The sequence below is a fragment of the Nitrosospira sp. Nsp2 genome, assembly GCF_003050965.1.
GTDB lineage: Bacteria > Pseudomonadota > Gammaproteobacteria > Burkholderiales > Nitrosomonadaceae > Nitrosospira.
In genome coordinates this window covers 72,348-96,709 of record NZ_QAOU01000004.1, presented here as the reverse complement: position 1 = coordinate 96,709, position 24,362 = coordinate 72,348, and the positions used below count along the sequence as shown (strand labels likewise).

The 24,362-nt window shown below is 51.0% G+C and carries 23 protein-coding genes; 9 read left to right on the top strand and 14 right to left on the bottom strand.

Annotation, left to right across the window (positions count from 1 at the left end; translation table 11 throughout):
• Window positions 1-29: 29 nt before the first annotated feature.
• From C8R31_RS10320 to C8R31_RS10285, 8 genes are all read right to left on the bottom strand, one after another.
• Window positions 30-1,004, bottom strand: a complete 975-nt coding sequence (locus tag C8R31_RS10320; protein WP_107693987.1) for an EpsD family peptidyl-prolyl cis-trans isomerase — start codon at window positions 1,002-1,004, stop codon at window positions 30-32.
• A 327-nt stretch (window positions 1,005-1,331) separates the two neighbouring features.
• Window positions 1,332-2,618, bottom strand: a complete 1,287-nt coding sequence (gene epsL / locus C8R31_RS10315) for an XrtB/PEP-CTERM-associated polysaccharide biosynthesis outer membrane protein EpsL (RefSeq protein ID WP_258192668.1) — start codon at window positions 2,616-2,618, stop codon at window positions 1,332-1,334.
• 320 nt (window positions 2,619-2,938) lie between these two features.
• On the bottom strand, window positions 2,939-4,282 hold the full coding sequence (locus C8R31_RS10310; protein ID WP_375136130.1) for an undecaprenyl-phosphate glucose phosphotransferase: 1,344 nt from the start codon (window positions 4,280-4,282) through the stop codon (window positions 2,939-2,941).
• 67 nt (window positions 4,283-4,349) lie between these two features.
• Complete coding sequence (gene epsA / locus C8R31_RS10305; RefSeq protein ID WP_107693984.1) at window positions 4,350-5,138, bottom strand: XrtB/PEP-CTERM-associated transcriptional regulator EpsA; 789 nt, start codon at window positions 5,136-5,138, stop codon at window positions 4,350-4,352.
• A gap of 1,451 nt (window positions 5,139-6,589) precedes the next feature.
• Complete coding sequence (locus C8R31_RS16070; protein WP_181320548.1) at window positions 6,590-7,333, bottom strand: hypothetical protein; 744 nt, start codon at window positions 7,331-7,333, stop codon at window positions 6,590-6,592.
• Window positions 7,334-7,655: 322 nt separating this feature from the next.
• Window positions 7,656-9,299, bottom strand: coding sequence for a hypothetical protein (locus tag C8R31_RS10295; protein WP_107693982.1), 1,644 nt, complete (start codon window positions 9,297-9,299; stop codon window positions 7,656-7,658).
• 78 nt (window positions 9,300-9,377) lie between these two features.
• Complete coding sequence (locus C8R31_RS10290; protein ID WP_107693981.1) at window positions 9,378-10,442, bottom strand: site-specific integrase; 1,065 nt, start codon at window positions 10,440-10,442, stop codon at window positions 9,378-9,380.
• Between the two features lie 2 nt (window positions 10,443-10,444).
• Window positions 10,445-10,816 (bottom strand): MarR family winged helix-turn-helix transcriptional regulator, encoded by a 372-nt coding sequence (locus C8R31_RS10285; protein ID WP_107693980.1) that lies wholly within the window; start codon window positions 10,814-10,816, stop codon window positions 10,445-10,447.
• A gap of 312 nt (window positions 10,817-11,128) precedes the next feature.
• Here C8R31_RS10285 and C8R31_RS10280 point away from each other — a divergent pair, with 312 nt between their 5' ends.
• Complete coding sequence (locus C8R31_RS10280) at window positions 11,129-11,377, top strand: DUF2188 domain-containing protein (protein WP_107694165.1); 249 nt, start codon at window positions 11,129-11,131, stop codon at window positions 11,375-11,377.
• A gap of 2,054 nt (window positions 11,378-13,431) precedes the next feature.
• Here the strand turns inward: C8R31_RS10280 and C8R31_RS10275 are convergent.
• The gene (locus tag C8R31_RS10275; protein ID WP_107693979.1) at window positions 13,432-14,013 is read right to left on the bottom strand and encodes a recombinase family protein; all 582 of its coding nucleotides are present in this window, start codon (window positions 14,011-14,013) and stop codon (window positions 13,432-13,434) included.
• A 222-nt stretch (window positions 14,014-14,235) separates the two neighbouring features.
• Between C8R31_RS10275 and C8R31_RS10270 the strand changes: the two genes are divergently transcribed.
• Window positions 14,236-15,006, top strand: coding sequence for a hypothetical protein (locus C8R31_RS10270; protein WP_107693978.1), 771 nt, complete (start codon window positions 14,236-14,238; stop codon window positions 15,004-15,006).
• A 121-nt stretch (window positions 15,007-15,127) separates the two neighbouring features.
• Here the strand turns inward: C8R31_RS10270 and C8R31_RS16575 are convergent, their stop codons facing one another.
• From C8R31_RS16575 to C8R31_RS10250, 5 genes are all read right to left on the bottom strand, one after another.
• Window positions 15,128-15,253, bottom strand: coding sequence for a hypothetical protein (locus tag C8R31_RS16575; RefSeq protein ID WP_258192667.1), 126 nt, complete (start codon window positions 15,251-15,253; stop codon window positions 15,128-15,130).
• Between the two features lie 78 nt (window positions 15,254-15,331).
• Window positions 15,332-15,565: a DNA-binding transcriptional regulator gene (locus tag C8R31_RS10265; protein ID WP_219907511.1), complete on the bottom strand. Its 234-nt coding sequence runs from the start codon at window positions 15,563-15,565 to the stop codon at window positions 15,332-15,334.
• A 512-nt stretch (window positions 15,566-16,077) separates the two neighbouring features.
• Entirely contained in the window at window positions 16,078-16,677 is a 600-nt protein-coding gene (locus C8R31_RS10260) for a hypothetical protein (protein ID WP_107693977.1), read from the bottom strand.
• A gap of 18 nt (window positions 16,678-16,695) precedes the next feature.
• Complete coding sequence (locus C8R31_RS10255; protein ID WP_107693976.1) at window positions 16,696-17,205, bottom strand: hypothetical protein; 510 nt, start codon at window positions 17,203-17,205, stop codon at window positions 16,696-16,698.
• A gap of 189 nt (window positions 17,206-17,394) precedes the next feature.
• Entirely contained in the window at window positions 17,395-18,672 is a 1,278-nt protein-coding gene (locus C8R31_RS10250; protein ID WP_308811268.1) for a tyrosine-type recombinase/integrase, read from the bottom strand.
• Between the two features lie 288 nt (window positions 18,673-18,960).
• On the opposite strand from C8R31_RS10250, the gene C8R31_RS10245 reads away from it, so the two are divergent.
• From C8R31_RS10245 to C8R31_RS10215, 7 genes are all read left to right on the top strand, one after another.
• Window positions 18,961-20,289 carry an integrase family protein gene (locus tag C8R31_RS10245; protein ID WP_107693974.1) on the top strand — a complete coding sequence of 443 codons (1,329 nt, stop codon included), beginning with the start codon at window positions 18,961-18,963 and terminating at the stop codon, window positions 20,287-20,289.
• A gap of 98 nt (window positions 20,290-20,387) precedes the next feature.
• On the top strand, window positions 20,388-21,101 hold the full coding sequence (locus C8R31_RS10240; RefSeq protein WP_146164581.1) for a hypothetical protein: 714 nt from the start codon (window positions 20,388-20,390) through the stop codon (window positions 21,099-21,101).
• A gap of 168 nt (window positions 21,102-21,269) precedes the next feature.
• On the top strand, window positions 21,270-21,488 hold the full coding sequence (locus tag C8R31_RS10235; protein ID WP_107693972.1) for a hypothetical protein: 219 nt from the start codon (window positions 21,270-21,272) through the stop codon (window positions 21,486-21,488).
• A complete protein-coding gene (locus C8R31_RS10230; RefSeq protein ID WP_107693971.1) occupies window positions 21,485-21,856 on the top strand; it encodes a hypothetical protein in 372 nt (123 codons plus the stop codon). Before C8R31_RS10235 ends, C8R31_RS10230 begins: the two co-directional genes overlap by 4 nt.
• 290 nt (window positions 21,857-22,146) lie before the next feature.
• Entirely contained in the window at window positions 22,147-22,467 is a 321-nt protein-coding gene (locus C8R31_RS10225; protein WP_107693970.1) for a hypothetical protein, read from the top strand.
• A complete protein-coding gene (locus C8R31_RS10220; protein WP_107693969.1) occupies window positions 22,464-22,889 on the top strand; it encodes a DNA primase in 426 nt (141 codons plus the stop codon). The genes C8R31_RS10225 and C8R31_RS10220 overlap by 4 nt, the downstream gene beginning before the upstream one ends.
• On the top strand, window positions 22,876-24,270 hold the full coding sequence (locus C8R31_RS10215; RefSeq protein WP_107693968.1) for a DUF3987 domain-containing protein: 1,395 nt from the start codon (window positions 22,876-22,878) through the stop codon (window positions 24,268-24,270). The genes C8R31_RS10220 and C8R31_RS10215 overlap by 14 nt, the downstream gene beginning before the upstream one ends.
• Window positions 24,271-24,362 lie beyond the last annotated feature (92 nt).

Below are 24,362 nucleotides of genomic sequence, written 5' to 3'. Positions count from 1 at the left end.
TCCCTTATAGATATAATAATTGGACAGTTTCACTTTAAACCGGCTACGCCTCTCTCGACTGACCCGCCGGGGGTAGAAGCGCGGGTTGCCATACCAGGGTCTTTTGCCTCGGTGGCCTGGGGTCCGGCCGCAGTTTGCGGTGTGTCAGAGCCAGCGAATTCCCCCATGTAGGTAATTTTAGCGTTGGCCTTAAGGGTTTTAAACTCCTGTTTGGCCATCTCGGCAGCGCGTTGATTGCCGAGAAACTGTTGGATACGGGGTAGTGCCGCCTCTTCCGACACCGGCGCCGATTGCGCACCAGCAAGCCTCATCACCGTCACTGTCTGGGGGCCTTCCAGAACCAGACTCTGCCCGGCCTTGAGCGGGTGTATTTTCGGTAGCAGTTCGAGCGGAATTTGTTCAGCCGATCGGGTAGCGCTACCCGCCGCAAATTTTATGCCCCTACCTTTAAGCCAATTGGCAATCTCTTCCATCGGCTTTCCGGCCTCGACCATTCCACGCAACTCGGCGGGAACCCCGGCAGTTGCCGGCATTACGATTTCCTGAATGTTATAAATGCGGCGCTCCGCGAAAAGTGGCGGGTTTTCGGCGTAATATTTCTTTGCTTCTTCAATAGTCGGCTTGGGGGCAGCCGCAGTAACTTGCTCCACATAGGCGCGGGCTAGTATCTCCCGGCGAGCATTCTCAAGAGCGAGGAGTACCTCGGGTGACCGGTCCAGCTTCTTTTCCGTAGCTTTCTCGACTGCGAGTTCCTGATCAACCAGTCGATCCAGAACTTCACGGCGGATTTTGGGCGCCGTCTCGGCACTTGCAGCGCCCGCTCCCGGGGTCCGCGTCAATACGTAATTAAGCTGGTGAACAGAAATTTCGCCTGAATTAACTTTCGCGGCGATTTGTGTCGCGGGCTTCTGCTTTTCAGCCTCTTTGCTACCGCAACCGGCAATCCCAAGCGCGACCAAGGGAATCAGCAGTATAGATATTATATGGTGAGCGATGTTTCGCATTTCTGCCTTCTTTTAATGTAAAAATATGTGACGGTATACATTGCGACTTAGCCAAAGCTGCCTTCCTGCCCGAGAAAAGATAGGTATAAAGCAAAGAGCGATAACGCCGACTCCTGACAACCACTGCGGGACTGGTGCCAGTAACGGCAAGCCCACAACAAAAAAGGCTATTAAAATGATATACACGAGATAATAAAAGTCGTCAATGAACCGGTCGGCTGACTCAGCCTTGGTTGAAAGCGGCCGATTTTCCCCAGCGTGAAATGAAAACAAGCTCACCATGCAAATTGTTTTTGTTATTAACACCGCTCGTTCACCCCATCACCGCTAAAAATTAAGTCTTGCCGAGACGCTCGCCGCTGAACTGTCGAAATTGAAGCCTCTATGGTCCGAGGAACGGTGATCCCGCTGTAGTGCGCCACTAATAAAAAGTGCCCTCAACGGCTGCCAGTCCACCGCTATCATGCCCGAATGCGATGTATCCGTACGATCCCCGCCCGCGACAAATTGGACGGCCCCCAAATGATCACGCAGAATGAAGTCGTAACGCAGGCGCAATGCTACTTTTTCCGTGATCTGCCATACCGGGGCGAAAAAGACCCGGTTCGCACCTACATAACTGCTGGAAAACGGTTGAAAAAATGGCGAACCCACAAAGGTATTCGGCGCTAGCTGAAAGTTGAGCAGGTCGCGCGCCCAACCGGCGACCACCCGAGTTTTGCCCGTAACAGCCCAGTTAAGGTTGAAATTGCCCACGAAGCCCTCGAAATCCCTTTCGGGAAAGTGAGCATGGTGACGTGCCAAGTGACCCACGCGCGCATCGATCGAAGTCTTGCCGGTTACGGGCCAGATAAGCCGCAACTCATGCTCCATCTCGTTGAAACGGGTATCGAAGAGCTGACTCTGTATCGGCTCTGGTCTTTTAAAGAATTCCCCATGGCCATGTCTGAACTTGTACGTAAGCGAACTCCCGGAGGGAAAGGCATAGCGTAGTCCCCCATCGACCGAGAGAACGCTGTTGTCAAAATCCTGCACGAGCGTCCTGCTGTTCGTCCGGACGTCATAAGCCACCCCACCTATCAGGCGCCATGCGCCATCCAGCTCGAAAACCCCCTCAAACCGGAAATTATTCTCAATACGCAGATTTCGGTTAGTGGAGTTAGCGAACCCGGTGAGATCGGCGAAGTTGTTCAGCGCTTCCCGGTGGTTCCCCATCAGCCTCCCGTAAAAAGAGGGGGTCAGATACCAGTGCCAGGTGGCTGTGCCGTTTTTTGCCAGAAAATTGAGGTAATCGAAATTATGGTAACGATTGTCAACAAGACTGCCATTAACCTCGAAGCGCTGCATGGAGTAAAACTTATCCCAAGTTAGCGTGCCCGTTGTGGTGATGATGAGATCGGATTTAGTGTCGCTGCCGACGATACTCGCGGGAACGATGTTTGATAAGCGAAATACATTGGTGTCGTACAGGAACGTACTCCCCCCGGTGAGGTTGAGCGTATCGCCGCGATCAGCTACAGCATATTGCGCGAGCATCGACAAGCATACAAAAGCGGGAATTCCAAACCAACGGCTATGACGACGGGGACGGTTCGGCGGCAATATTATTTTCATTATGTATTTTCTGTTCTTGGCCGCAGTATCACAACGGTATCACCTTTTAAACTTTTCAGACAATAGTTCCTAGGAACCATTGTAACAGGCTAAAAGCGCGGGACCGTGCGCGAAATGAGAAGTCACTGAACATCTCTCGGCCAGGGTCCAATCCCGCTCCGCCACATCCTCGCGCAAGCGGGATTGTCGACCGCGCCCTTGCCTTTGATACCGTTTTAACTGAATGATGATTCGCAAGCGTTTGACTGCAGCTCATTGCTTATTGCATCTTCCATTTTTTTGCTCAAAATACGTCCGCTGCCAGCTTGTTCAAGCTGCTATCAATAAGCAGCTCTATCTCGCAATACTATCAAAACCGTTTTTAAGATAATGTGCAGATCAAGCCGCAACGACCAGTTACGCAGGTAATCAAGGTCATGATCGATACGAGCCTGCATTTTATCAAGGGTGCGAGTTTCGCCCCTGTAACCGTTAACCTGAGCCCATCCAGTGATTCCAGGCTTGACCTTGTGGCGGATCATGTAGCCCTTTATCAGGTTCCGGTAGATCTCGTTATGCGCGACCGCATGCGGTCTTGGCCCGACGATGCTCATGCGGCCCTGAAGAACGTTTACAAACTGGGGCAATTCGTCCAAGGAATTTCTGCGCAGAAAAGCCCCGAAACGGGTCACGCGGCTGTCATCCTTTTGGGCTTGCCGGATAGTATCGCCATCCTCGCACACGCGCATCGATCGAAACTTATAGACAACAATTTCTTCCCCATCAAGTCCGTAACGGCGCTGCTTGAAAATGATTGGACCCCGCGAATCCAGCTTAATAGTCGCGGCGATAAGCAGCAGGAGGGGAGAAATCAGAGCCAGGATCAGCAGCGACAGAACGATATCGCTCACCCGCTTGATCAACCCGTTTGAGCCTGTAAAGGGAGATTCACAAACCGAGATTACAGGAGTGCCGCAAACCGTTCCGCTCCTGCCCTGAATAAGGTCGGTAATGAACATGTCGGGCACAAAATAAATCGAGGCAGTAGTGTCTTTCAGTTCGTCAAGCACGTGGAGAATGCGAGGCTGCGACGCCATTGGCAATGACAAATAAATGTACTGGATGCGGTTTTCTTTTACAAAATAAGGAAGCTCCCGCAATCTCCCCAGCAATTGTCCATGTTCAGTCTCATATAATCTGCTTGGATTCCGGTCGTCGAAATAGCCGGACAACTCGATTTTGGAATACCGCGTCTGTTGAATGCGACTCGCCAGCGCGACGCCCTGCTCATTCATGCCTACTATGATGGCTCGCTGCGGGGGTCCTTGAAGCATCAACAGATATGGCGCTGCGGTGCGTAATGCGAGGTGCACGCCAACCTGGCTTAAGGGGGCAACCCAAAGCCAGGTGATCAATGTCTGGCTGGAGAATTCGGCGATGTATCCGGTTGCAAAACCAAGAAAAAAAAGAAGCAACACGACCCAGAACCAGCTGTAGAAAACGTCGACGATAACTTCCATGATGCTGGATTGCAGGCGCGAAGTGCCGGGGAAAGTAATCGAGAACACGATCACCGCCAGAATCAGGTAGGGGGGGAGCAATTCTCCTTCAATGCTGACGCTTACAAGCCAGAGTGACAGCGTAAGTGCGGCAGGATCGAGGATAGCCTCAACGGCGCTCAACATATTGTTACCAAGCGGCCCCTTGGAGTGTCCGGAGGGAACCGTCGAAGCAGAAAAGGTCGGATTCGCTTCAGCCATGACTCGGACTACGCTCTATTTTGGAAACAGCTTGCATCCGGTTATAGACGTCCAGCTTTCTGAATATTTGGTGCAGATGATTTTTTACCGTGTATGAACTGATGCATAGAATGCTTCCGATCTCAGCGTTTGTTTTGCCCTTCCTTACCCAATCCATGATTTCCGCTTCGCGATCGCTTAGGCCGTAGTATTCGCTGCCACGTGAACTCGGCAGGAACGGCACCTGAAAAGAAGAACTTGTCAGAGGCGCAACCCGACGCAACGCCGAATCGAGATACGGCAGCAGAATCTCGATTGTGCTGAGCGTTGAATCGTTGAGTTTGTCTTGAGAGCTAAACATTATGTAGAGGCATTCGTCATGTCCCCGTTTATCGCTAATGCCATGCAAGCCGTAGGAGCGCATGTTTTGCAAAGCCTTGCCAAACGAACATTGCAGAGCATTGTACTCAGGAAGAATGCCCAGTTCATCGACACTCGATATAAACGGGGTTCTCCCGACGTCGACCCAACGATTATAAAGCCCACGAACCAATGGCGAAAGACCGGCCGGCTCGGAATGCGCTGTTCTTACTCCCGGCAAAGCGGAAACAATATCATACCGTATAACATCAGAGCTGAAATCGCCCCACGCGACCAGCATGATTTCATGCGGTAAATAGTGCTGCATCTCCCCCTGAAGCCACTTCAACAGGTCGAAATGCCGGCGTACGGCCACGCCTTCCTGAATTATACGGAAGTAACGCTGGAGATGATCCGACGAAAGTGATGAGAACAAGCCCATGTTGTGATTAAGACGTTTGCTTAGCCAGCTTGAACAGTAAATTGAAGAATCACCCACCTCAGGCTCGAGGGCGACGAACCCTGACCCAGTCCATGCCCTGACAGGGCAACAACGCTTCCCACGACATATAAGCCGCCGCGGCTACCCGAATGTTCGATGACCGTTCGAGATCTACGTCTATGGACAGGTGCCAAGTGCATATCGGCCGCAGAATTATCGAGCCTCTTACTCTGAGCAAAATTGCTGAATCAGATCAAATGACTCTGAAGCGGCGATATTATTCATTGCACTTCTCTGAAAGTTGGGAGCCGGGGCCATGAAAGCTGCGCAGGGTCAGAGGTCGTATATAGTGTGTAGTAATGTAACCTATGCTTGTTGCAACTTAATTTCATAGCCTTAAAACAATTGCGCTTAAGAATCCACGACAACTTCCTTCTTGAGGGGGTATTAGGATCAGGTTGAGTCGGGTTTAAAGCCGCCATGATTCAGCGTTTCTCCTCGCCGCATTCCAGCATTTAACTCACTGGTTTTTTGTTTTTTTAGAGATTGGCTTCTTTAGAGAGGCTTGTCTGTACGTTATCTAACATAATTGCAAATAACCTATATAGGACGAGCCTGACCAGGATTAGCAGACGTATTCACCCTGTTTTTTTAAAGATGAGGATGAGTAGATTGACGCAAGGGATGGGGGGAGCCAGGGGAGAATCGCAGCGGCGTTCGCCCGGTGCTATCCTCTGGGGGAGGGAGACGACGGGGCGGGTACAACCGGAGTATTGTAGAACGACGCAAAATGCGGTAGCTGACGGGGGCTACACCCTGGTGTGACATTGGTAACTCCTTGAACCTCTACAATCGGCTACTCGTCTTGGAGGGTCGTGTGCTCTTGTTATGGGGCGGTCGGCTTCTGCATAAACTGCCTGTGCATCACTATCACGATGTACCTGAGCTATACGCTCTGCTTCGTCTAAAACCAAGCTTCAACAGCTCCACTGTGCCGTGCCTGTCTTCTACATAGTCTTGACGAAGGACTTCTCTAAAGGGCGCGGCTGTGCTCTTGGTCGTACTTGGTGACTCCTTCTTAGCTTGAGCTATGCGGTCCTTGATGATTGCTAACACCTGGAACTTCCGACTATTGCCAACCTTCAAGTCTGAAGTACGAGAGGACCCTGTTAAATATGTTCCTAGGGGATGTATGAGCGACGCGATACAGTGGCTTACCCACCCGATAGTGGCCCGCGTCGCCGAAGGTATTTAGCACCCATACGAAGGGCCATAGGCGCCAGGTTGCAGTGGCCAGTAAGTGTGCCACAATTCTTAAAGCTAAGGATAATGCAGAGGAAAGAAGTAATTGGGGTGGCTGATGGGGGGCAACACCTATATACTGTTACCTAGTATCCATGAGGGTTACACGATGGGTGTAGGTGCCACCTGTAGGGGCCAATTCTACTTCATCAATTCCCCTTAGCTTGAGCCTGCCTAGCTATCATATGGTCTAGCTCTGCATCTAGGAGGGCCATTTCTGCTGAAGCTCGTGCTTTCTGCTGCTTCAGGTCTGTGTCATTCTTCGCCACCTGCTTTAAATTACCTACCCTAGCTTCTGCTTGTTTTCTGCCAAGAATTTTGTCCTTTAGGGCCTTACCCGCTACCTGCCGGGCTTGCTCATCTGCGTTCTCAGCCCGCGAACGTAAGATGATAGGAACTATCACCTCTTCATAGTTTTTCTGCCAAGCAGCGTGCTCTGCCATTCGAGCGCGATGGGCGGTTTCAAACTGCTCCATCTCTTTAGCGCTATAAGCTGTGGGCTGGGGTGTGCCGTACATCTGTTGGTAGGTGTCGCCTCCTCTATCACGATGATGTGGGCGCTTTTCCCCAATTAGGGGGATATCTAGACGCCCTTTCCCTGTGTCCACTGATGGGTTGAATAATCTTCCTGCCCCATGTGGAAAGGTGTAACGCGGCTCTGCATCTATCGTGGTTACACCGAAGGCGTGATGCCGAACAGTAGAGGTGTTCCCCCTATTGTCATACCAGCTTTCTACACCTCCGAAGTACTGCCTCCCCTCCGCATGGTACCCACGAGGGCCATTGCAAGAGGTTTCCCCACCGAAGTATGTAGTGCAATTAACCTGGGCCGACAGAGGGGCTGAAGGAAGAAATGAAAGAGAGAGGAGCAGGAAGAGAGATAGGCTTTTCATTCTTATTATTCCTTTTTATATTGTTGTCTCATCTACAGCCTTAGATACTACTCCCACCGTTAACGATGAGCTAGTTTATGGGTGAGGATTTGTAGGGAATGGTCAGTAATAGCGTTTTGGCGGCTCACAATCAATTTAGCGATGAATTTGACACCTCTGCCTTAGTGTCGTATCTCTAGCTCATCCTAGAGGTTTCTGATGAGTCACTGTCTGAGGCACTTCAATGTTGCGGATGGGTTGGCCGCAAAAGGACCCCCGAAGTTTCCATAGAGGAAAGCCTAGGGGGTCAAATTCAATCAGTGTGATGCAACAAACGCGCTAGCTATCGAGCCTTTCTAGAATCCCGCGACTGTGCGGCCCTGAAATAGCGAAGATGGTTTTCAAACTCTACCGGGTCAGTGAGTAGTCCCGCGTCACTTGCTGCCTTCAGTTCCTCCAGCGTGGAGTAGCGGAGGGAGCCAGCCATTTCTACTTCCTGATTGACCCTCGGGTCCTTCCTCCTATCCAGAAAGCGGGTAGCTATCTCCGATGCTAGCTCTTGAAGCTCATGTGGTTTCTTAATTTCACGGGCGCGAATAGTGAACTCCTTGCGGGCTGTAGCCATTTGTTGCCGTGCAAATTCGGTACCTATACCCATAGGGTCTAGTGGGGAAGCTTGGGGGCGTAATACTGTTTCAATGTACGTTTCCCCTGAGCGGAAGTCCTGAGTTCGATAGATGGAGTTGGCTGCGGTCTGCCCTGCTGCGGCTGCTTGCCGTGCATCATTCGTCACTTGCCGCCACTCTGTCATAAGCGAACGCTTCTGTGCTGGAGTAATGTCAGCCTGGACTATCTGCTGTGGGCGTACCTTGCCGGTATAGATACCCTGCTGAAGTGTGACCTCATGGTCCTGCTGTTCCGCTGACGCTTCCCTTTTAGATGCGGCGTTAATCTTGGTGTCCCAGTTAATCAAGTCTGATGCACGGCTGAATAACCCCTCACTGCGAAGCCTTGAGTACTCCATTCTTGCGGATGCGGGGTCGGTGTCCATCTTGAGGAATACGTCGTAGAGGGCTGTATCCTGCTTATCCTCTCTCTCCTTCTTTAGGCTTGCATCTGCTTGGCTACGCTTCTGGAGATAAACATTCTGAGAGTGAATCTGTGCTTGGTCTATCTTCTCTTTCCACGCGGGAATGTAATACATACCTGGGGTACCGTCAGGCTTGGGCTTCTTCAATGCTTCATAGATTGCATAGTTTCCATCGTCCCCAATACGTTTCATGGAGGCAAAGAGAAGTTCATTAAACCGGCTACCTGAGATACCGAATGCATCCTTCAAGTCCTTGCGGTGGGTATCAAAGACCACATCAGGGATAGCTTCGCCGTTCTCCACGTAGGCTCTCATGTCCCTGTCCAGCTTTACCATAGCGTTAGCTTCAGTCTTGGCTACTAATGCCTCGCTACGGTGCTTGAGGACACCAGCCTGGACAGCTTCTATACGCTTAGGGATTACCTGGTTGTACCCCTCAAGGTATGACTCATCAGTTATTCCCTTCGTGTCTTGGGAAAAGTGGTCCTTGGTAAACTTATTGAGGTCCCCTGTATCCCAATCGAACTCAGTTTGTATCCTGTTTGTGAATTCATTTGCTGCTTGTTCAGCACCTATTTGCCCGGCTTGCACCATGTATCCGTGCTTGAAGTACTCTGGGGAACCAGGAGGTATATCTTTCCCTTGAGCTTTGGCAGCAGCACCAGCGGCTATCTGCTTTTCGTTGTCCTTTGCCTGTTCGAAGCGTGTAGCGTAGGCGTACTGCTGAAGGGAGGGGCTGATGGTGGCAAGCCCGTGTATCAAGCCGTTTAGCTCGGGGTCTACGGCGGGGGTTACTAGCTGGTTCGTAGGCTGTGCAACCACCTGGGTAACTCGTGGAGCTGAGATGGGGGTTAAGACTTGTCTCGTGTCTATGCTCGTTCTAACTTCTCGGGGCATTGGGGTATATCCTCAGATATTGGGGGTGAGTGCTACTTTAGGTGTTACGCGGGGGGAATTGACTAGCGCCCTCTAAAGCTATCCTTTAGGGGTTTCTTCCTGCTTGTCTTCGGGGAGAACGTGGTGCTTGAACGTGGCAGTGCGAGCTTCGATAATGCTGGAGAGGCCACTGAGGGCTGAGGCTGAGACCTTAATGTATCGTTGTGTAGACAGAATACTTTTGTGCCCCATAACCTTCTGCAAACGGAAAGAATCGGTCCCAGCATTTGCCAGCGTGGAACCATAAGTGTGACGGAAGGCATGTAACACAAATTCCTTATCATGCTCCAAGCCCATCTTCTTACGAATCCTTCGCCAGATATGAGAGACCACGTGAGCATTCAAAGGCCAAAACACTGGAGTCGTATTGCGCCTCTGGAGGATTGCTAAGGCTCTGCCAGTAAGGGGTACAACTCTGTCATCTCCCGACTTGGTGTCCATTACGAGCACAGTCCTGTTATGTATATCCAAGTTCCTGGGCAGAATTCTGAGGGCTTCAGAGAGTCTCAGGCCAGTGTCAGCCAAGACAATGATAAGTTCAGCCATTGCCGCCTCGTACGGGCTGCTTTGGATACACAGGGAGACAGCCCAAGCTTCCTCTTCGGGAGTAATCAACCTCCTCCTATCATTCTTGACCCTGTATCTGATGAGTTTTGGTTTTTCCCCACTGTACTTTTTCCATTTAATGGCTTCATCAAACAGCACGGAAACTAGGGATAGCCTCTTGTTTATCGTGGAGGGTGTCTTACGCTGGCGCTTAAGTTTCTCCCCATACTGAAGGAGGAGTTCGTCGGTAATCTTCGAGAGGGGGCGCTTGGCTCCGAAGTGGGCCACAACTTGGTTATATATCGCTTCGATAGAGCCTAAGCTTTTGGCGGACCTCCAAGAGTCCCTTACCCGTAGAGCATGTTGAAATGCCTCTGAAAGGGTGATTCCTCCTTTGCGTATGCGGTCGGTAGTAGCTTTAGCATCGTATCTCAGCTTTATCTCTAGAGCCTTGGCCTCTGCCCAATCAGCGGTATGCAGGGACTGTCTGATACGCTTCCCATCGGGGGTTCGGAAATCACACCAATAGGTTCCCTTCTTCCCCGTGGGCTTTATCATGTCTACCCTTTCATCAATTCCCGAATAACGTGGGAGCGGATCGGGGGGAGCATTGCTCCCTCAAGATGGCGCACCAGTTCGTGCCCTCGTGCAGTCAGCTTAGTTATTCGCCTGCGGTTATCAAGGGGGTCTAGTGTCATAGTGATAAGACTGTACCCTTCCTGCCCATGCGGACCTTCTCGCAGTTTTTTGAGATTTCTGCTGGCGGCCGCTTGGGTGAGTCCTATTTGCCGTGCTAATTCATCTACTCCGGGATTTCCCTGGGCGGCGATGACTAAGAAGGTCTGCACGGTCTGTATTTGCACATCGGGTTGTTGGGTAAACTCTTTGAATGCGTGAAGGGCTGCTGAGAGAGTATTTAAAGCTACTAGCATAATATGGGGTCCTTAAAAGAACAAGACAGGTAACGAATAGGTTGCTGTTAACGAAGTGTTTTCGCCTCACCGAATAGTGTGATGAGGTTAATGACAAGGTATGGGAGGGGTGATATTCTTTATTAGAATCGCATATGGGGGAATGGAAAGTTTAGGGGGAACCTGCTGTGGTGCAACAAGGGGTGTATGCTTTTTTGAAAGGGTAACGTTGACGCTACTTCCGTTTCATTTATTGCTTTAGCTAATCGTTATTAGTGTCGTAGTAACAGATGAGCAGTTAATAATTATTTGGACATTCGAGGGGGCCAAGACATGAGTAAAGGGCGAGACAGAACCGTATCCCAGCAACCGGATGGAACCTGGGAGAACAAGCGTAATGATGCCGAGCGGGCTTCTAGCAAACATGCAACCCAAAAGGAAGCTATCGGAGCAGCAAAGGGAATGCTAGGGAAGCAAGGCGGAGGAGAGCTAATCACCAAGGGTGTAGATGGGAAGATACGAAGCAAAGACACCATTGCCCCAGGTAACGACCCTAACCCCCCGAGAGACAAAGAGCATTGATGTGATGCTTTGCTATGGAGGTCTCCGAAAGAAGGGAATAGACTGAATCGACAGTAGGGCACCTACAAGGCCCTGTAGTGTACCGTGGTTAGCATTGGCTACCAGTCTATCAAACTCAGGCTGTAGCTCTTCCTAGGTTAACCTGATGAGTCTGAGGGTGGCTTTAGGGGAACCTGAGGTGCCGCAGTTGCGTATTACCCCTCTCAGCCAAAAAGCCCGGAATAGAGATATAGACTCATAGACAACTGAGCTAACACTCTAAACCGGGCTAATTTGTGCAGCAAGAGGGGCAGTACTTCCTGGTTGTACTCAATGGGGGCTGACTGCATTGCCTACAAAGAGTGGATAACAACCAAGCTTGCCCCTCAGGGCCACTATTAGCTCTCGCAAGAGCAGATAGCTACTTCTCATAACACACTAGGTTGATTCAGAGCCTAGCGGCCTCTCCATCGCGGGAGGACTTTGTGGAAACATTTAGTACCCTCTGGGTGACCTGGGTACGCATCGCTAGCTCAGGTATTAACCAGAGGTAGCCTGTAGGGGTACTCCCATAGACACCTGTATTGAAGGTATCTATGTAAGGAGTGGTATTAGGGGCACTACCAGCCTCCTGTAGTCCCCCTCTAGGCAGAGCTATCAGGTGACGGGGAGTTAACTAGAGGGTGTTCTACAGGTGAGACGGTGAGGACAGTACCCACTACCTTACCTACCACTAAACCTTGGCATCCCTACTAGGTAACTTATAGGTACCTAGTGAGTAAACTAATAGATACCCTATAGGTATATAACTATAGTTGACCCTGGGGTAGGGCTGCTATGCGAGAGTGAGGTTATAGAATTGATTATTGCCCTAACCCTATGTGAGCTAATGAGAATACCTTGTTTAACAGGGGTGCTGGTAAGAGTGGCATTATGAGCACATAACTGGGATAGAAGTACTGAGTCTCTTACCCCATTTACAGCTTCAATCACTGTTGCCCCTCAGGTTACCCACCCCGCTTACCGCACCTATCTTGTAGGGGAGCATGGGGTGTTACCCTGAGGTTTCCTTGCTAGGTTCACTTAGCTTTGGTGTATCTAGGGTAGCAGTAAGTATCTAGTACCTCGCTATCACCCCACAGTCTCCCTACTGGTTACCCTGAGGTACACTAAGAGTTATACCAATAGGTTACCTTACTATATATCTCACCGGGGGTGGGGCTTGTGCGAGAGTGGGGTTTTAGAATTGATTATTGTTCTAACCCCATGATCCACCGCTAATCACACCGCTTGAACCATCATTTTATATTATGCTGCCAACATGGAAGAATTGGTCGGTAATGCCTTAAGTTTAGCCCTCCCTGATGTGACCTTGAGGGAGCTAGGTGTTGTTATCTCCCAAAGGGGTCCACATAAGGATTCGTCCTGGACCCCACGTTAATCTCCCCACCTCTACCCCCGCTGTATCCTGGTGAGGGAGCAGAGGAGACACTAGGGGCAATACCTGTAGGGGCTACCACTGTGGTGTATCCACCAGTGTGCCTCTGGATGGTGGCTCTGTTCCCTCGGTTATCATAGGACTCAGCCAGTCCCCCTTGGTATTCTCTCTGTGACGACTGGTAACCCCTCGGTCCACTGCATTCTGTGAGGCCACCTTGATAGGTGATACAGTCTGCGTAGGAAAGCGGGCTGGAGAGTAACAGAAGGGTGAGAGCTACGTGGGGTTTCATATGGCAGAGTCCTTATAATTGTTGTTGTGGGAGAAGATTCGTAGCTCGACAGTATGCTCCAATCTTTGACCAGTAACACGCTCCCTCTTACAGGGTAGCCATGCCATGCCGCGTTCTGTGACGGACCCTGATTCTCTCCAATTCAAGTAGCTCAGGCAACCTAGCAACACGCCACAATGGCTCAGGTTGAACGATAAGGGGCTGAGCCATGGATAGGTATTGATTTGAGGCGACAATCGATTGTAGGGCAACCTTAAGCCCATGCTGAGCATTATGGCCCCAAGGTGACCTGTTGCCCTTGTATCCTTAGCATCCCCGCTTAGTTTCCCCTCGGGCGTTTCCCCCTCACGCTGGCTGTGCCACCTTACTTACCGGATCAAGGTAGTTGTATAGTGTTTGCCGGCTAATCTTGAGGTCCTTTGCAATACGTGCTTTTGGCACACCAGCTGCTACTCGCTGCTTAATGTCCTCCACTTGTTGAGAGGTGAGGCTCTTGGTGCCACCTTTATACACACCCTTGGCTTTGGCTATTGCTATCCCCTCACGCTGGCGCTCCCTGATCAACGACCTCTCAAACTCAGCGAACGCGGTAAGGATGGTAAACATCAAGGTCGAGCGAGGGTCATTGGTGGCTGCATCGAACGCTAGGCTTTCCTTCATGAACTTGATGGATACACCCTTCGCGTTCAGCTCTCGCACAATCCTAAGCATATCCTCGATATTCCGAGCCAAGCGGTCAAGGCTATGTACTACTAATGTGTCTCCTTGTCGAAGGTAGGTCAACGCTGCCTGAAGCTCAGGCCGATTTGTATCCTTACCGCTTGCCTTATCCGTAAACACTTTGTCGAGCGTCATGCCCTCCAGTTGCCTTTCGGAGTTCTGATCTACAGAGCTGACTCGGATGTATCCAACAGTTTGGTGCTTCATGGTGGCCCCTGGTGATTAATGTACAGTCAGAGTTTAAGACCATAAGACACAACTGTCAATACCACCCCCATTTATACCCTGGTTGTACACCTTTCTGACTGTACAAAATGGGTACACCCTAGATGGACACTATTCCCTCCAACCTCAGTGATAAGGGATGGGCTGGATTAGCGTATCCTTGTAGGCTGGCTACTGTCATTAATCAATGCGGGTGAGAAGAAAATGGATGAAGCAGCAGACGAACAGAACAATTCTGCAAAAAGGCTTTTAATTCTGATGAAAAAGGTTTTAGAGAAATCTGATCAGATATCTACAGTACAGGTTTGGGCACAAGTTCTTGGGCTTGACCCTGCGGCGGCGTTAGAGGACCCTCATGATGTGTTGGAAAAGCTCGGACTGGTACGTATCGAGATTAACCGCGCAAGGACATTAATGGGAGAAACACAATTTTCCCCAGAACTATATATGCCTTACCTGGATAGGGTTAGGAACGTGGTTACGGTAGCAAACATATCTGCGCCCTGGTCTAATTATAAGGGCAATATTCAACCAGATACTCTTCTCGCGCTTGCATACTGTTCGGAAATTCTTAAACCAGAACCTCCGATTTCCTTAGCTGAATTACAGGATGTATTGGATATGTTGCTAAAGCTGAGGGCAGAGATTGAAACTGCGTCATATTCTCCTGGAGTTAAGGATTTTCTGATGAGACAGCTCGGTATTATTGAAGCCGGAATTCGCGACTACCCAATAAGCGGTGTTGGCTCAATCAAAAACGCGTTTCGTAGTGGATTTACAGACATGGGTTCTCATAGTGACCCGCTTGAGGACCCCAAGGATAAGGAGGGATATTCTAAGGTTATACGCGCTTGGCAACGATTTAGGGAAGGCACCAAGGCATTTGTCGAAACTGACAAGTTTGCTATCGCACTAATGAACAGAATTGAGCAAGCCAAGCCACTACTTGGTTGGCTAATAACGCCCCTGTCATAAATAGAACGAAAGGAGTGGCTTTAATACGAGGTGAGTCGGCACATGTAAAGTGCTACCAGTTTCTAGAGGGGGAGCGGGAGAGCTGACTTTTAAGCTCCCCTGGTATAGCCGTATATCGTGATTAGTGTGAGGGGAAACCAGCAGTATTCCAAAAGCGCTCAAAGCTACCGAAGCGGATATAGAGGGAGGAGAAGCCGGAAACTTCTAAGGCGAACTTCTTGGTAAACGAAAGGGTGAATGTTGCCATGATGTGTTTCTCCTTAATGTTACTGGCGCTCTGGCGAAATGCCGCACTCAGTGAGAAGCGAATATAGACTCAATGAATCTATTTGTCAACAAGTTTCTTGCTTGGATGTTCTCCCAACTTAATTAGTAGCAACTCCCAAGCAGCCTTCGGCATTTCCCTATGGTTTACTCCTCCCTCGGGTGCGCTCCAGTTGTGCCAAGCACGAAGTGAAGCATGCACCAGGGAAGCAGCCTTCTCCCTACTAATGCCGTGCTTCTTAAGTAGAGCTCGTATCTCCTCGGGTGTCGGCTGTTTCACATCATCAATTTCCATACTCATTTCCATACGGGGTGTCCAATTAATGATGAATTGTTGCAATGTAAAGCAATGTGTTTACCGCAATATATTGATACTTACTATATGTGCAGCAAACTAGAGTGTCAACGTAGACAAGACATGTAGCAGCACTAAGACGATAAGTAGAGCAACGTAGAGCAAATGTAGACGATACGGGGACAAGGCAGAGTAACAAGGAAAGTAACGCACGGTAGACAACACAGCGGAGGATTGTCGATAAGCTACTGAAGCGCTACTAGATCAAGACAAAAGTCATTGCTAAACCGTCATTGGATCAAAAGACAAGAGAAGGGGACCAGGAGGGGGGAAACGCTTGGAGCCGAGACGTTGGGTACCTACTCGGAAATTTGGGGTAAAACTATTTAGGGACCCGATGGAACCAATGAGGGTGGGCACTGACCCTCAACTGATAATCTTTTAGAATTCTGGCAATATTTGCGCGATGCGGTGGAAACCTTCTTTAATCTCAAGTTTTGCGCGGCACATATCTAATGGGCACGAGTAAGGGTTAAGGATTCGGGAAGCGCCGGAGATAGCTGCCACTTCGTTTCCACACGTAATTGTTGTATGTTATCGTCGGGCGTGGAAGCCCCGAAATCCCCTAAATCCTCCTCCCCGTACCATATCGCTATGTCCGCAAACTTAACTATTTTGGCGTCAACAAAGTCGTAAACCTCCACTTTTAATGAGTTGCCCTCTATTTCTCCACGCAATAACGCGGTGTAGTAGGCGGGAATTCCCACGGGTAGATCACTCGGTTTCCACTTTCCTACGTACGAGGACGAAATCAGTCCATCTACTGTTCCATCGTTAACCCAAAGCTCTATGGTCAGTGAGTTCGGGGGAGGGGGGCCTGCATTGCCATGAGCATTATCGCTCCATTTTCCTGTCAATTGCTTGTCCAACCATGACTGATACAGAACGCTCTTAACGGTCTCGCTTATAGCGCCCGGAACTTTCGGAAAATTTCGAATGGCATCAGGACCGGCGATAAAGATAGCGGTAACTACTGGAAGGCCAGCAACTATTATCCAAGCTACCGCACGTGCAACTCGCTTTAGCCAATGTAGGGCCGGTTTCTCACTCAATGGGATTTCATGGCGCGACTAATGGAAAGAAACAATTGAAACATACTCCTTCGCAAAATCAATTATGTTCAGCGTAACCTTCCACTGCACGGGTTGCTGTGGTCCGTAGAGGTAAATGACTGGATTCAAGTAAACCTGCCCGTCCGCTGTATCATCTAAATCCCCACGAATTGCATCGGCATGAAGGATTTTGTTACATGCTTCCCTAACTGTTAATGGAGTACTAATGGCAGGGTATTTGAGATTCTTCAATAATGTCCCGCAGGACCGGCTCGGTGGTACGTGGTCCCTTTTGCGGTTGTCGATTATGCGGAAAGTAATGGCTACAGTAAGCAATATTCGTGTAATTTCGCCTTCCTCGCACGCCTGTAATGCTTCGATGGGTTCCCAACTCTCGCCAATACCTGTACGAAGTTGAGCAAAGCTTTTACTTGAAAGGAATATTGCAACCAATCGATGAAGCTCAAGTAGAACCGTTTCTGGATTCGGACTATGTCCGCTATCTTGCGGCGTGGTGCGCTCAGCCATTCGGTATTCATCCCGGTTTGGGGTGATTCTTATATTATTTCAACAGGCCAGTGCTACTGTCAAATAACCGCTAGCGCTACTTTATCAAGCCATACTTTTATGTAGTCCAGCACGTAACCCAAGCCGTAGGTGTCGGGCAAATCCACGCTCCCCCAGCCTCCTACAGCATCTTGCATAGGTTCACGTGCATTAGCACGTCACAGGTATTAAGGCTTTCTCTACGACTTCACCGTAGCGGAACCCCATCGCCACTTCTCTAAGACCCTTCTCACCCCTCCCTTGGCTATAGACAGTAAGTATCAATCTTCCCACCTCATGCCCTACATACCGCTCTATCTCCATGGGGGGAAGATTCAGGTCCAGGGCAGTCGTTATAAAAGACTTACGAGCACTGTAGAGCTGTGCTGCTGGCGGTAACCCTAAGCTAGCCTTAATCCTTCCAAACATCTTCCCATAGTTTGCTGCTGGGGACTTATCGGCACCCCCAGGCTTCACCGGGAAGATGAACCCCTTGTGCCCCTCCCTAACGTACTTCCCGAGTATGGAGAGGAGAACAGGGTGCTCTACAGGTAGCCTTCTGATTCCCGCCCTGGTCTTGCTAGAAGAGATTGAGATACGCCTCTCAGCCAGGTCAATATCAGCATGAGTTAGGCTGCAAAGCTCTTGTGGTCGTGCTCCAGTAAGGAGTAGACATACGAATACGTCTTTGTGCCACGGCTGTGGATACGTGGCATTCAACAGTATAAGAATCTCGGCTTGGGTAAACGCTCGACAGGCTTCTGTAGAGCCTCCCTGGATGTTGAAACCTTTCCACGGATTAGTGCCCTTAGGAACAATCAGACGCTCAGCCATGTATGTCCACAGACCCCCTAGAGCGGAAAGCTTATCCCGGATGGTGTTGGGGGCCAGCTTGGACTTCTTGAGGGAATCAACATAATCCCTTGCCTGGACATCGGTTAGCTTTAGAGGAAGGCTATCTCCCCCCAGGAACTCCCGTAGGCCCTCATAGGCCTTGCGGCGCTTGAGTCGCGTACTCTCTTTTGTAACAGTAGAGCTAAGCCACTCCTCTGCTGCTTCGGCTAGTGTTGGGGCTACCGAGGTTGCCTCGTCGTGAAAAGCCTGTGCGACACTAAGCCCATGCTGACGCTCTATGCTTTCTGCTTCGTCCCCAGCTAGAAACTGAAGAGCCTCAATAGCGGACAAATCGTTTTCCGCGTACGCTTCCCGAAGAGCTTCCCGAAAGATGGTCGCTTTGCTTTTAGTGGTACTTGGTGAATCCTTTCGAGCTTGGGCTATGCGGTCCTTCAGGATTGCAAGCACTTGGAACTTCCGGCTATTAGCAACCTTCAAGTCTGAAGTACGAAGGGACTCTCTTAGGTGTGTTCCTAGGAGGTGTGTGAGAGTGCGTGGCACAGTGACTCGTACCCACCACTGATGTCCGCGCTTCTGAAGGTATTTTGTATCCACGGTTGAGATGTGTAGGTGCCAGACTGTAGGGGCCAGTCAGTTTACCACAACCGTTAAATCTAGAGATAATGCAGATAAAAGAAGTACTTGGGGTGGCTGATGGGGATCGAACCCACGACAACCGGAATCACAATCCGCGTAATAGGGTATTTTTCTGTGTTGATTGCCATTCTGCAAAATCTCTCTTCCCTTGTTTTTCAATCAGTTGATCCGTTTTCGCTCATCCGTTGTGTTGATCAATATTCCGCTATATACTAAAAATCGGGTTACAAATCGGTTACAAATTTCATGGCGAAGGTGAAACTCACCGCTGGAAGGATTGAAAACTTCCAATGCCCTAGGGACAAGCAGCAAGCCTTTCTTTGGTGTGACGAGGTACACGGCCTGGGAGTGCGGGCAACCGCCGGTTCAGATCGAAAGCGGTACATTTTCCAATCGAAGGTTAAGGGGCAGTCCATGCGCGTCACTATAGGCGACGCGAGCGCATGGAGCATTGCTGATGCACAAAAAGAAGCCCGCAAACTTCAGGTGACAATAGACCAGGGCGACGACCCGCGCCAGGTGGAAGCTGATGAGGAGGCCGCAAGGGTATCAGCAAGGCTGGCTAAAGAGGCTCAAGCTGCCGCCCTGGTTATGCAGGAGGCCCGTGAAGCGGTAACGCTTGGTATGGCATGGGATGAATATTTGAAAGCCCGCAAGCCGTTCTGGGGCGAGCGTCACTATGCCGACCATATAGAGGCCATGCAAACTGGCGGGAAGACAAGGAAACGAAGCGAAAAGCTGACCCAACCGGGCGCCCTTGCATCACTGGCCATGGTTCGACTTATCGACGTAAGCCCTGACCTGGTGACGGAATGGGCAAAGGTGGAAAGTAAGCAACGTCCAGGTCGAGCCCGCCTTGCCAGCCGCCTGCTGTCTGTTTTTCTCACCTGGTGTGCAGAGTATCCCGCTTATCGGGAGCTGGTGACTGGTAACGCTGCAAGAAACAAATCCATCCGCGAAATATTAGGCAGACCGCAGAAGAAAGATGACGCGCTGCAACGCGAGCAACTGCCGGCATGGTTTAAAGCCGTAAGACAAATTGGGAACCCTGTTATTTCGGCCTATCTGCAAGCCCTGCTATTGACCGGTGCACGCACGAATGAGCTGACCGCTGTTCGTTGGAACGATGTTGATTTCCAATGGGGCAGCATGACCATAAAGGACAAGATGCAAGGATTGCGCGTTATTCCCTTGCCGCCCTACCTGGCGCATCTGCTGGCCTCATTGCCACGTCGAAATGAGTATGTATTCTCAAGCCCAACAGCTGCTTCCGGCCACTTGCAGGACCCCCATGATGCGAATTACAGAGTCTGTGCTGTTGCTGGCGTGGAAGTGACACTGCACGGCCTGCGTCGCAGCTTTGCTAGTCTGTGCGAGTGGATAGAGATGCCCGCCGGGATCGCTGCACAGATCCAGGGGCATGCGCCACAAGGGGTACGGGAGCAGCACTATATCCGGCGGCCGCTTGATCTGTTGCGCAAGTGGCATGTGAAAATTGAAGCATGGATATTGGAACAAGCCGGGATTGAATTTGTCCCGGTGCAACCTGATTTACAGGTAGTGAAAAACACCTGACGATTAAGCTCCAGACTATCCCGACGGGGAGAAAAGCGGAAACCTTCACCGCCTGTCTGGCGCCCCTATTCGAAGGATGACACCTGAAGGGGTGTTTCATGAGTCGATTTGTTCCCCGTGAATTGCGTGCGATGGTAATGCGCGACCTCGCCGAATTTGTGCCAGCAAATTATTATGGCGAACTGGGCGAATATGATATCGAAACCGCGATTCTCGATCATATGCTTGGGCAAAAGCTCAGCTATTCCGCTGCCTATTCCGGCATCCCTAAAAGAAAGCGCCGAGCTAGCGATTTGCTTGTGCATTTTGGCTATTATCGGATGTCTACTTTCTGGGTAAATTCGGATAGGAAATCCCCTTCTTGGCTAGAATTTTTTGGGCCAAAAGCCAAGACTGCAGCTGGGTTAGAACATTTCAAAAATTCTTTTTTTGGTGATGCAAGTAGCCTGGTCAAAATGGAGGAAGATTTTCCCAGGCGTGTGCGGGAATATGCTGCCTGTCTGCCAGCTGATGAGAAAGATGGGGTACTAGCTTTTATAGAAGAAAGAGATCCGGAGGCCGCCCATATTGGGAGTACGGTGCAGAACTTGCAGCCCGTTGTTGTTCACTGGAAAATGCGGATTCAGGAGCAGGCGGCCTTCCTCTGGCGAAAATACAAAGCAATGGGCTCCAGTCCAACCAAAAACAGCATTAAAGGAGATCTCGCAAAGTGGTGCAGGGATAATAATGTCATATCTAAGTCAGGAATAAATCCATCAGAAGACTATATTTACCGTCACGTTTTAAGTGGATGGATACCCCCTACGGATTAGGCAAAGTAGGCAAGTTCAAATAGGCAAGTTCTTGCCTAACGCTATCATCCCCCGAAACCCGCACAGCTTCTAGCTTTGCGGGTTTTTTATTGCCCGTTGACTTCCGGTGGTTGCCCAATCGTGATTGAACCATTATCAACAACGCCGAAAGGCTAGAGGTGGTTCAACATGGAAACAGAAGTAAATCAACCCTTCACTCCGCTCGCGCTTGAGACGCGATCGGCAATCCCGACCGATGCCGCAGCGCATCACTTAAATAGAAAGCCGCAAACGCTCCGCGCCTGGGCATGTCTTGAGAACGGCGCGATCCGCCCGATCCGCATTAATGGACGTTTGGCTTGGCCCGTTGCTGCAATCCGGGCGTTGCTGAATGGTGATGCGCAATGAGCGCCCCCGAGATCGATTATAAGCAGCTGGGAATGGATTCATCGCTGTACGCAAGCGAAGAGCTGGAAAACGCTGCGAAGGTTTTGGCCGTCATGCTGGAAACGATGGGGGAGCCGGAGCGCGAAATAATCAGGAAGTATCCCGCTCTTGTTGTCGGCCTGGCCAGGCTCACCCATGCTGACGCGCTTGCTCATGAGGTCCGCCTAAAGGCTGCCTTAGCCGAGGATAGGCCGGAGCCGACCGAGCGAGAAAAATCCATTATCTATCGCGCACTGGAAGCCGATCTGCTGTTTGGCGATCATCGTCCGGCACATATTGAGGAAATGGATGCAGCCCTATCGCGGTTTAAGAAGATAGCGGGGTTGTGATCATGCACCTCACGTCGTCCAAAAGCTTGACATTCGCATCAGGCCGGGATTATGCTCTTTGCGCGGGTGAGGTTTCACTCGTCGGATTTAGCAGTCCGGAGATAAGGCGCGCAGCCGCCTTGAGCGGCATTTTTATGCGCGTCATTCCTGTCCATAAAGTTTATGGGCGGTGCAGTTGGGAGGGAGAAATCCCTGCCGGTCCCTTATCCCGGTCTGCTAACCCGTCTGTCACCGCCCACCCTCATTTAGCAGTGAGGGCGCGGTTAAACCGCATGATAAGGAGCCTTACCATGAAACGCACATCCAAGGGCGCAGCCGCGTCCACTGATAAGCCCGTTCTAAAACTTGTTTCATCCTCAATAGCCCGAGTCACCCGATCAGCGCCACCAGGCGATGATTCGTCCGACGCCTCCAAAGCCTGCGCAGATGAGTTGCGTTATTTGCTTGCTAAAGCCGAGCGCGGCGAGCTGGTCGGAATCGCATTCGTCTACATGACGAGTGGACAATCTTATGGCACTGAAGCCGTGGGGCGTGCGTACGACAGCCCTACATTCACCCTGGGAATGCTAGGAGTGCTGAGAGCAAAACTGGAAAAACAGGTGCTGGGATGAGTGCCGAAAAATTGCTCTCGCTTCTACACAACATCAGGCAAACCGGGCGGGGCCGCTGGATAGCACCGTGCCCGGCACATGACGATCGCCGCCCCTCCCTGGCGATTCGTGAGCTGGATGATGGCCGCGTGCTCATCCATGACTTCGCAGGATGCTCTACACGCGACGTTCTCGCTGCGGTAGGGCTAACCCTTGAAGATTTATTCCCCGAGCGCCAAGGAGGTTACACCGGCGCGAAGGAGCTGCGGCCATGGGCCGCAATCGATGTATTGCGCTGTGTTGCCTTCGAGGCGCTGCTGGTGTCGATATCAGCGAACAACATAGCGAAAGGCGGAACAGTTTCGGAGTTTGACAGGAAGCGGTTATTTGTCGCCGCTTCCAGGCTTCAGGCAGCTGTGGAGGTGGCGAATGGCGATACGTAACGATAGCCAGAGCATTGAACGCGGCGCTGCTGCCCTCGATAAAGTGTCAGCGAAGGGAGGTGCGGCCAAGTCTCCCGCGCCGCAACTGGTCGAAACACATACTCCCCTGGCACCGCCTCGCATGCACGAGGATGGCTTCCCTCCCCTTGTTCATGATTTTGTCGAGGCAGCATGCTCCAACAGCGAAGCGCATCCCGTTGCCGTGGCTGCAAACGTCCTGGGCTTCTTGTGCTCGATGATTGGCCGCGCCATTTTCCAGAAAATCGGGGACGCTGCAATTCATTGCAGACCGTTCCAGATCATCGTGGGCAAGAGCGGCAAGGCCAGAAAAGGGACGGCGGAAACCACGGTGCGAGAGATATTCCGGCGTGCAGATGAAATCCTTCGAAAACGACAAGGGAACAATGACCGCCTGCGGATTCACGCCGGCGGTCTTTCCACTGGTGAGGGGGTTGCCTGGGCAATACGCGATGCGCGTGAGGCTGACGACAACGGTAAAGGGGCCGATGCTGGCGTGGCGGATAAGCGCCTGCTGGTTATTGAAAGCGAAATGGACAACACGCTCTCGCAGCTGCGGCGCGACAACAACACGCTATCGGCCACCATACGCAATCTGTTCGACGGTCGCGATATGGAGCCTCTTACCAAGACTAACCAGACCAAGGCCACGCGGCCCCATGTCGTCATCCTGGGGCACATCACCAGCCATGAACTCCGCGAGAAATCGACCGATAACGAGGTGGCAAACGGGCTGCTGAATCGCTTCATGATGCTGTATGTGTACCGTCCTAAACTGGTGCCTCTACCAGAGCCAACGCCGGAAGAGACATTGAACCGGCTGGCAGCGCGTGTAGCGGATGCCGTGCTGGTAGCAACGGGCGGCGATCTCCATGGCAACAATACGCGCGAGGTTCGTCTCAGCGAGGCCGCACGCGAGTTATGGATAGAGCAGTACCCACGCCTTACCCGTGATAGGGATGGCAAGGGCGGTAGCCTTCTGGCGCGATCCGAGATGTATGCGCGAATGCTCGCAATGATCTTTGCTGCAATGGATGGGCGACTGGAGATCGAGCCACGCGATCTATGGGCGGCCATTGCCTGGGTGGAATACTGGCACGCCAGTGTCACGTATATCTTTAACTGCCAGGATGATGAAGGCGGCATCGATCCATTTGTCGCTGAGGTATTGGAACTCATCACACAGCGGCCAGGCATTACCCTCAGTGCCCTCCAGGACCACTGGAACCGCAAGCGCATCAAGCAGGTGAAGCACGCGCTTGAGGTATTGCTCAACCTTGCCCCGCCACTGGCAGAGGAACGCAAGGACAGCACGTCGGGTGGCCGTCCTGCATTGAGATATTACGCTTATACGAAAGGGTGAGATAAGTGAAGAAAGCCTATACATGCGGGATACAGACGAATATTAAGCGTGAGATAACAGTGAGAAAAGGTGAGATAACTATAAATAATATA

Excerpts from the sequence above, each read along its gene's own strand:
- C8R31_RS16575 (WP_258192667.1), bottom strand. The coding sequence starts at position 15,253 with ATGGCAACATTCACCCTTTCGTTTACCAAGAAGTTCGCCTTAGAAGTT.
- C8R31_RS10270 (WP_107693978.1), top strand. The coding sequence starts at position 14,236 with ATGGATGAAGCAGCAGACGAACAGAACAATTCTGCAAAAAGGCTTTTA.
- C8R31_RS10285 (WP_107693980.1), bottom strand. The coding sequence starts at position 10,816 with ATGCTAGTAGCTTTAAATACTCTCTCAGCAGCCCTTCACGCATTCAAA.
- C8R31_RS10220 (WP_107693969.1), top strand. The coding sequence starts at position 22,464 with ATGAGTGCCGAAAAATTGCTCTCGCTTCTACACAACATCAGGCAAACC.
- C8R31_RS10280 (WP_107694165.1), top strand. The coding sequence starts at position 11,129 with ATGAGTAAAGGGCGAGACAGAACCGTATCCCAGCAACCGGATGGAACC.
- C8R31_RS10215 (WP_107693968.1), top strand. The coding sequence starts at position 22,876 with ATGGCGATACGTAACGATAGCCAGAGCATTGAACGCGGCGCTGCTGCC.
- C8R31_RS10275 (WP_107693979.1), bottom strand. The coding sequence starts at position 14,013 with ATGAAGCACCAAACTGTTGGATACATCCGAGTCAGCTCTGTAGATCAG.
- C8R31_RS10245 (WP_107693974.1), top strand. The coding sequence starts at position 18,961 with ATGGCGAAGGTGAAACTCACCGCTGGAAGGATTGAAAACTTCCAATGC.
- C8R31_RS16070 (WP_181320548.1), bottom strand. The coding sequence starts at position 7,333 with ATGAAAAGCCTATCTCTCTTCCTGCTCCTCTCTCTTTCATTTCTTCCT.
- C8R31_RS10265 (WP_219907511.1), bottom strand. The coding sequence starts at position 15,565 with ATGGAAATTGATGATGTGAAACAGCCGACACCCGAGGAGATACGAGCT.
- C8R31_RS10255 (WP_107693976.1), bottom strand. The coding sequence starts at position 17,205 with ATGGCTGAGCGCACCACGCCGCAAGATAGCGGACATAGTCCGAATCCA.
- C8R31_RS10290 (WP_107693981.1), bottom strand. The coding sequence starts at position 10,442 with ATGATAAAGCCCACGGGGAAGAAGGGAACCTATTGGTGTGATTTCCGA.
- epsL (WP_258192668.1), bottom strand. The coding sequence starts at position 2,618 with ATGAAAATAATATTGCCGCCGAACCGTCCCCGTCGTCATAGCCGTTGG.
- C8R31_RS10295 (WP_107693982.1), bottom strand. The coding sequence starts at position 9,299 with ATGCCCCGAGAAGTTAGAACGAGCATAGACACGAGACAAGTCTTAACC.
- C8R31_RS10240 (WP_146164581.1), top strand. The coding sequence starts at position 20,388 with ATGAGTCGATTTGTTCCCCGTGAATTGCGTGCGATGGTAATGCGCGAC.
- C8R31_RS10320 (WP_107693987.1), bottom strand. The coding sequence starts at position 1,004 with ATGCGAAACATCGCTCACCATATAATATCTATACTGCTGATTCCCTTG.
- epsA (WP_107693984.1), bottom strand. The coding sequence starts at position 5,138 with ATGGGCTTGTTCTCATCACTTTCGTCGGATCATCTCCAGCGTTACTTC.
- C8R31_RS10225 (WP_107693970.1), top strand. The coding sequence starts at position 22,147 with ATGAAACGCACATCCAAGGGCGCAGCCGCGTCCACTGATAAGCCCGTT.
- C8R31_RS10230 (WP_107693971.1), top strand. The coding sequence starts at position 21,485 with ATGAGCGCCCCCGAGATCGATTATAAGCAGCTGGGAATGGATTCATCG.
- C8R31_RS10235 (WP_107693972.1), top strand. The coding sequence starts at position 21,270 with ATGGAAACAGAAGTAAATCAACCCTTCACTCCGCTCGCGCTTGAGACG.
- C8R31_RS10310 (WP_375136130.1), bottom strand. The coding sequence starts at position 4,282 with ATGTTGAGCGCCGTTGAGGCTATCCTCGATCCTGCCGCACTTACGCTG.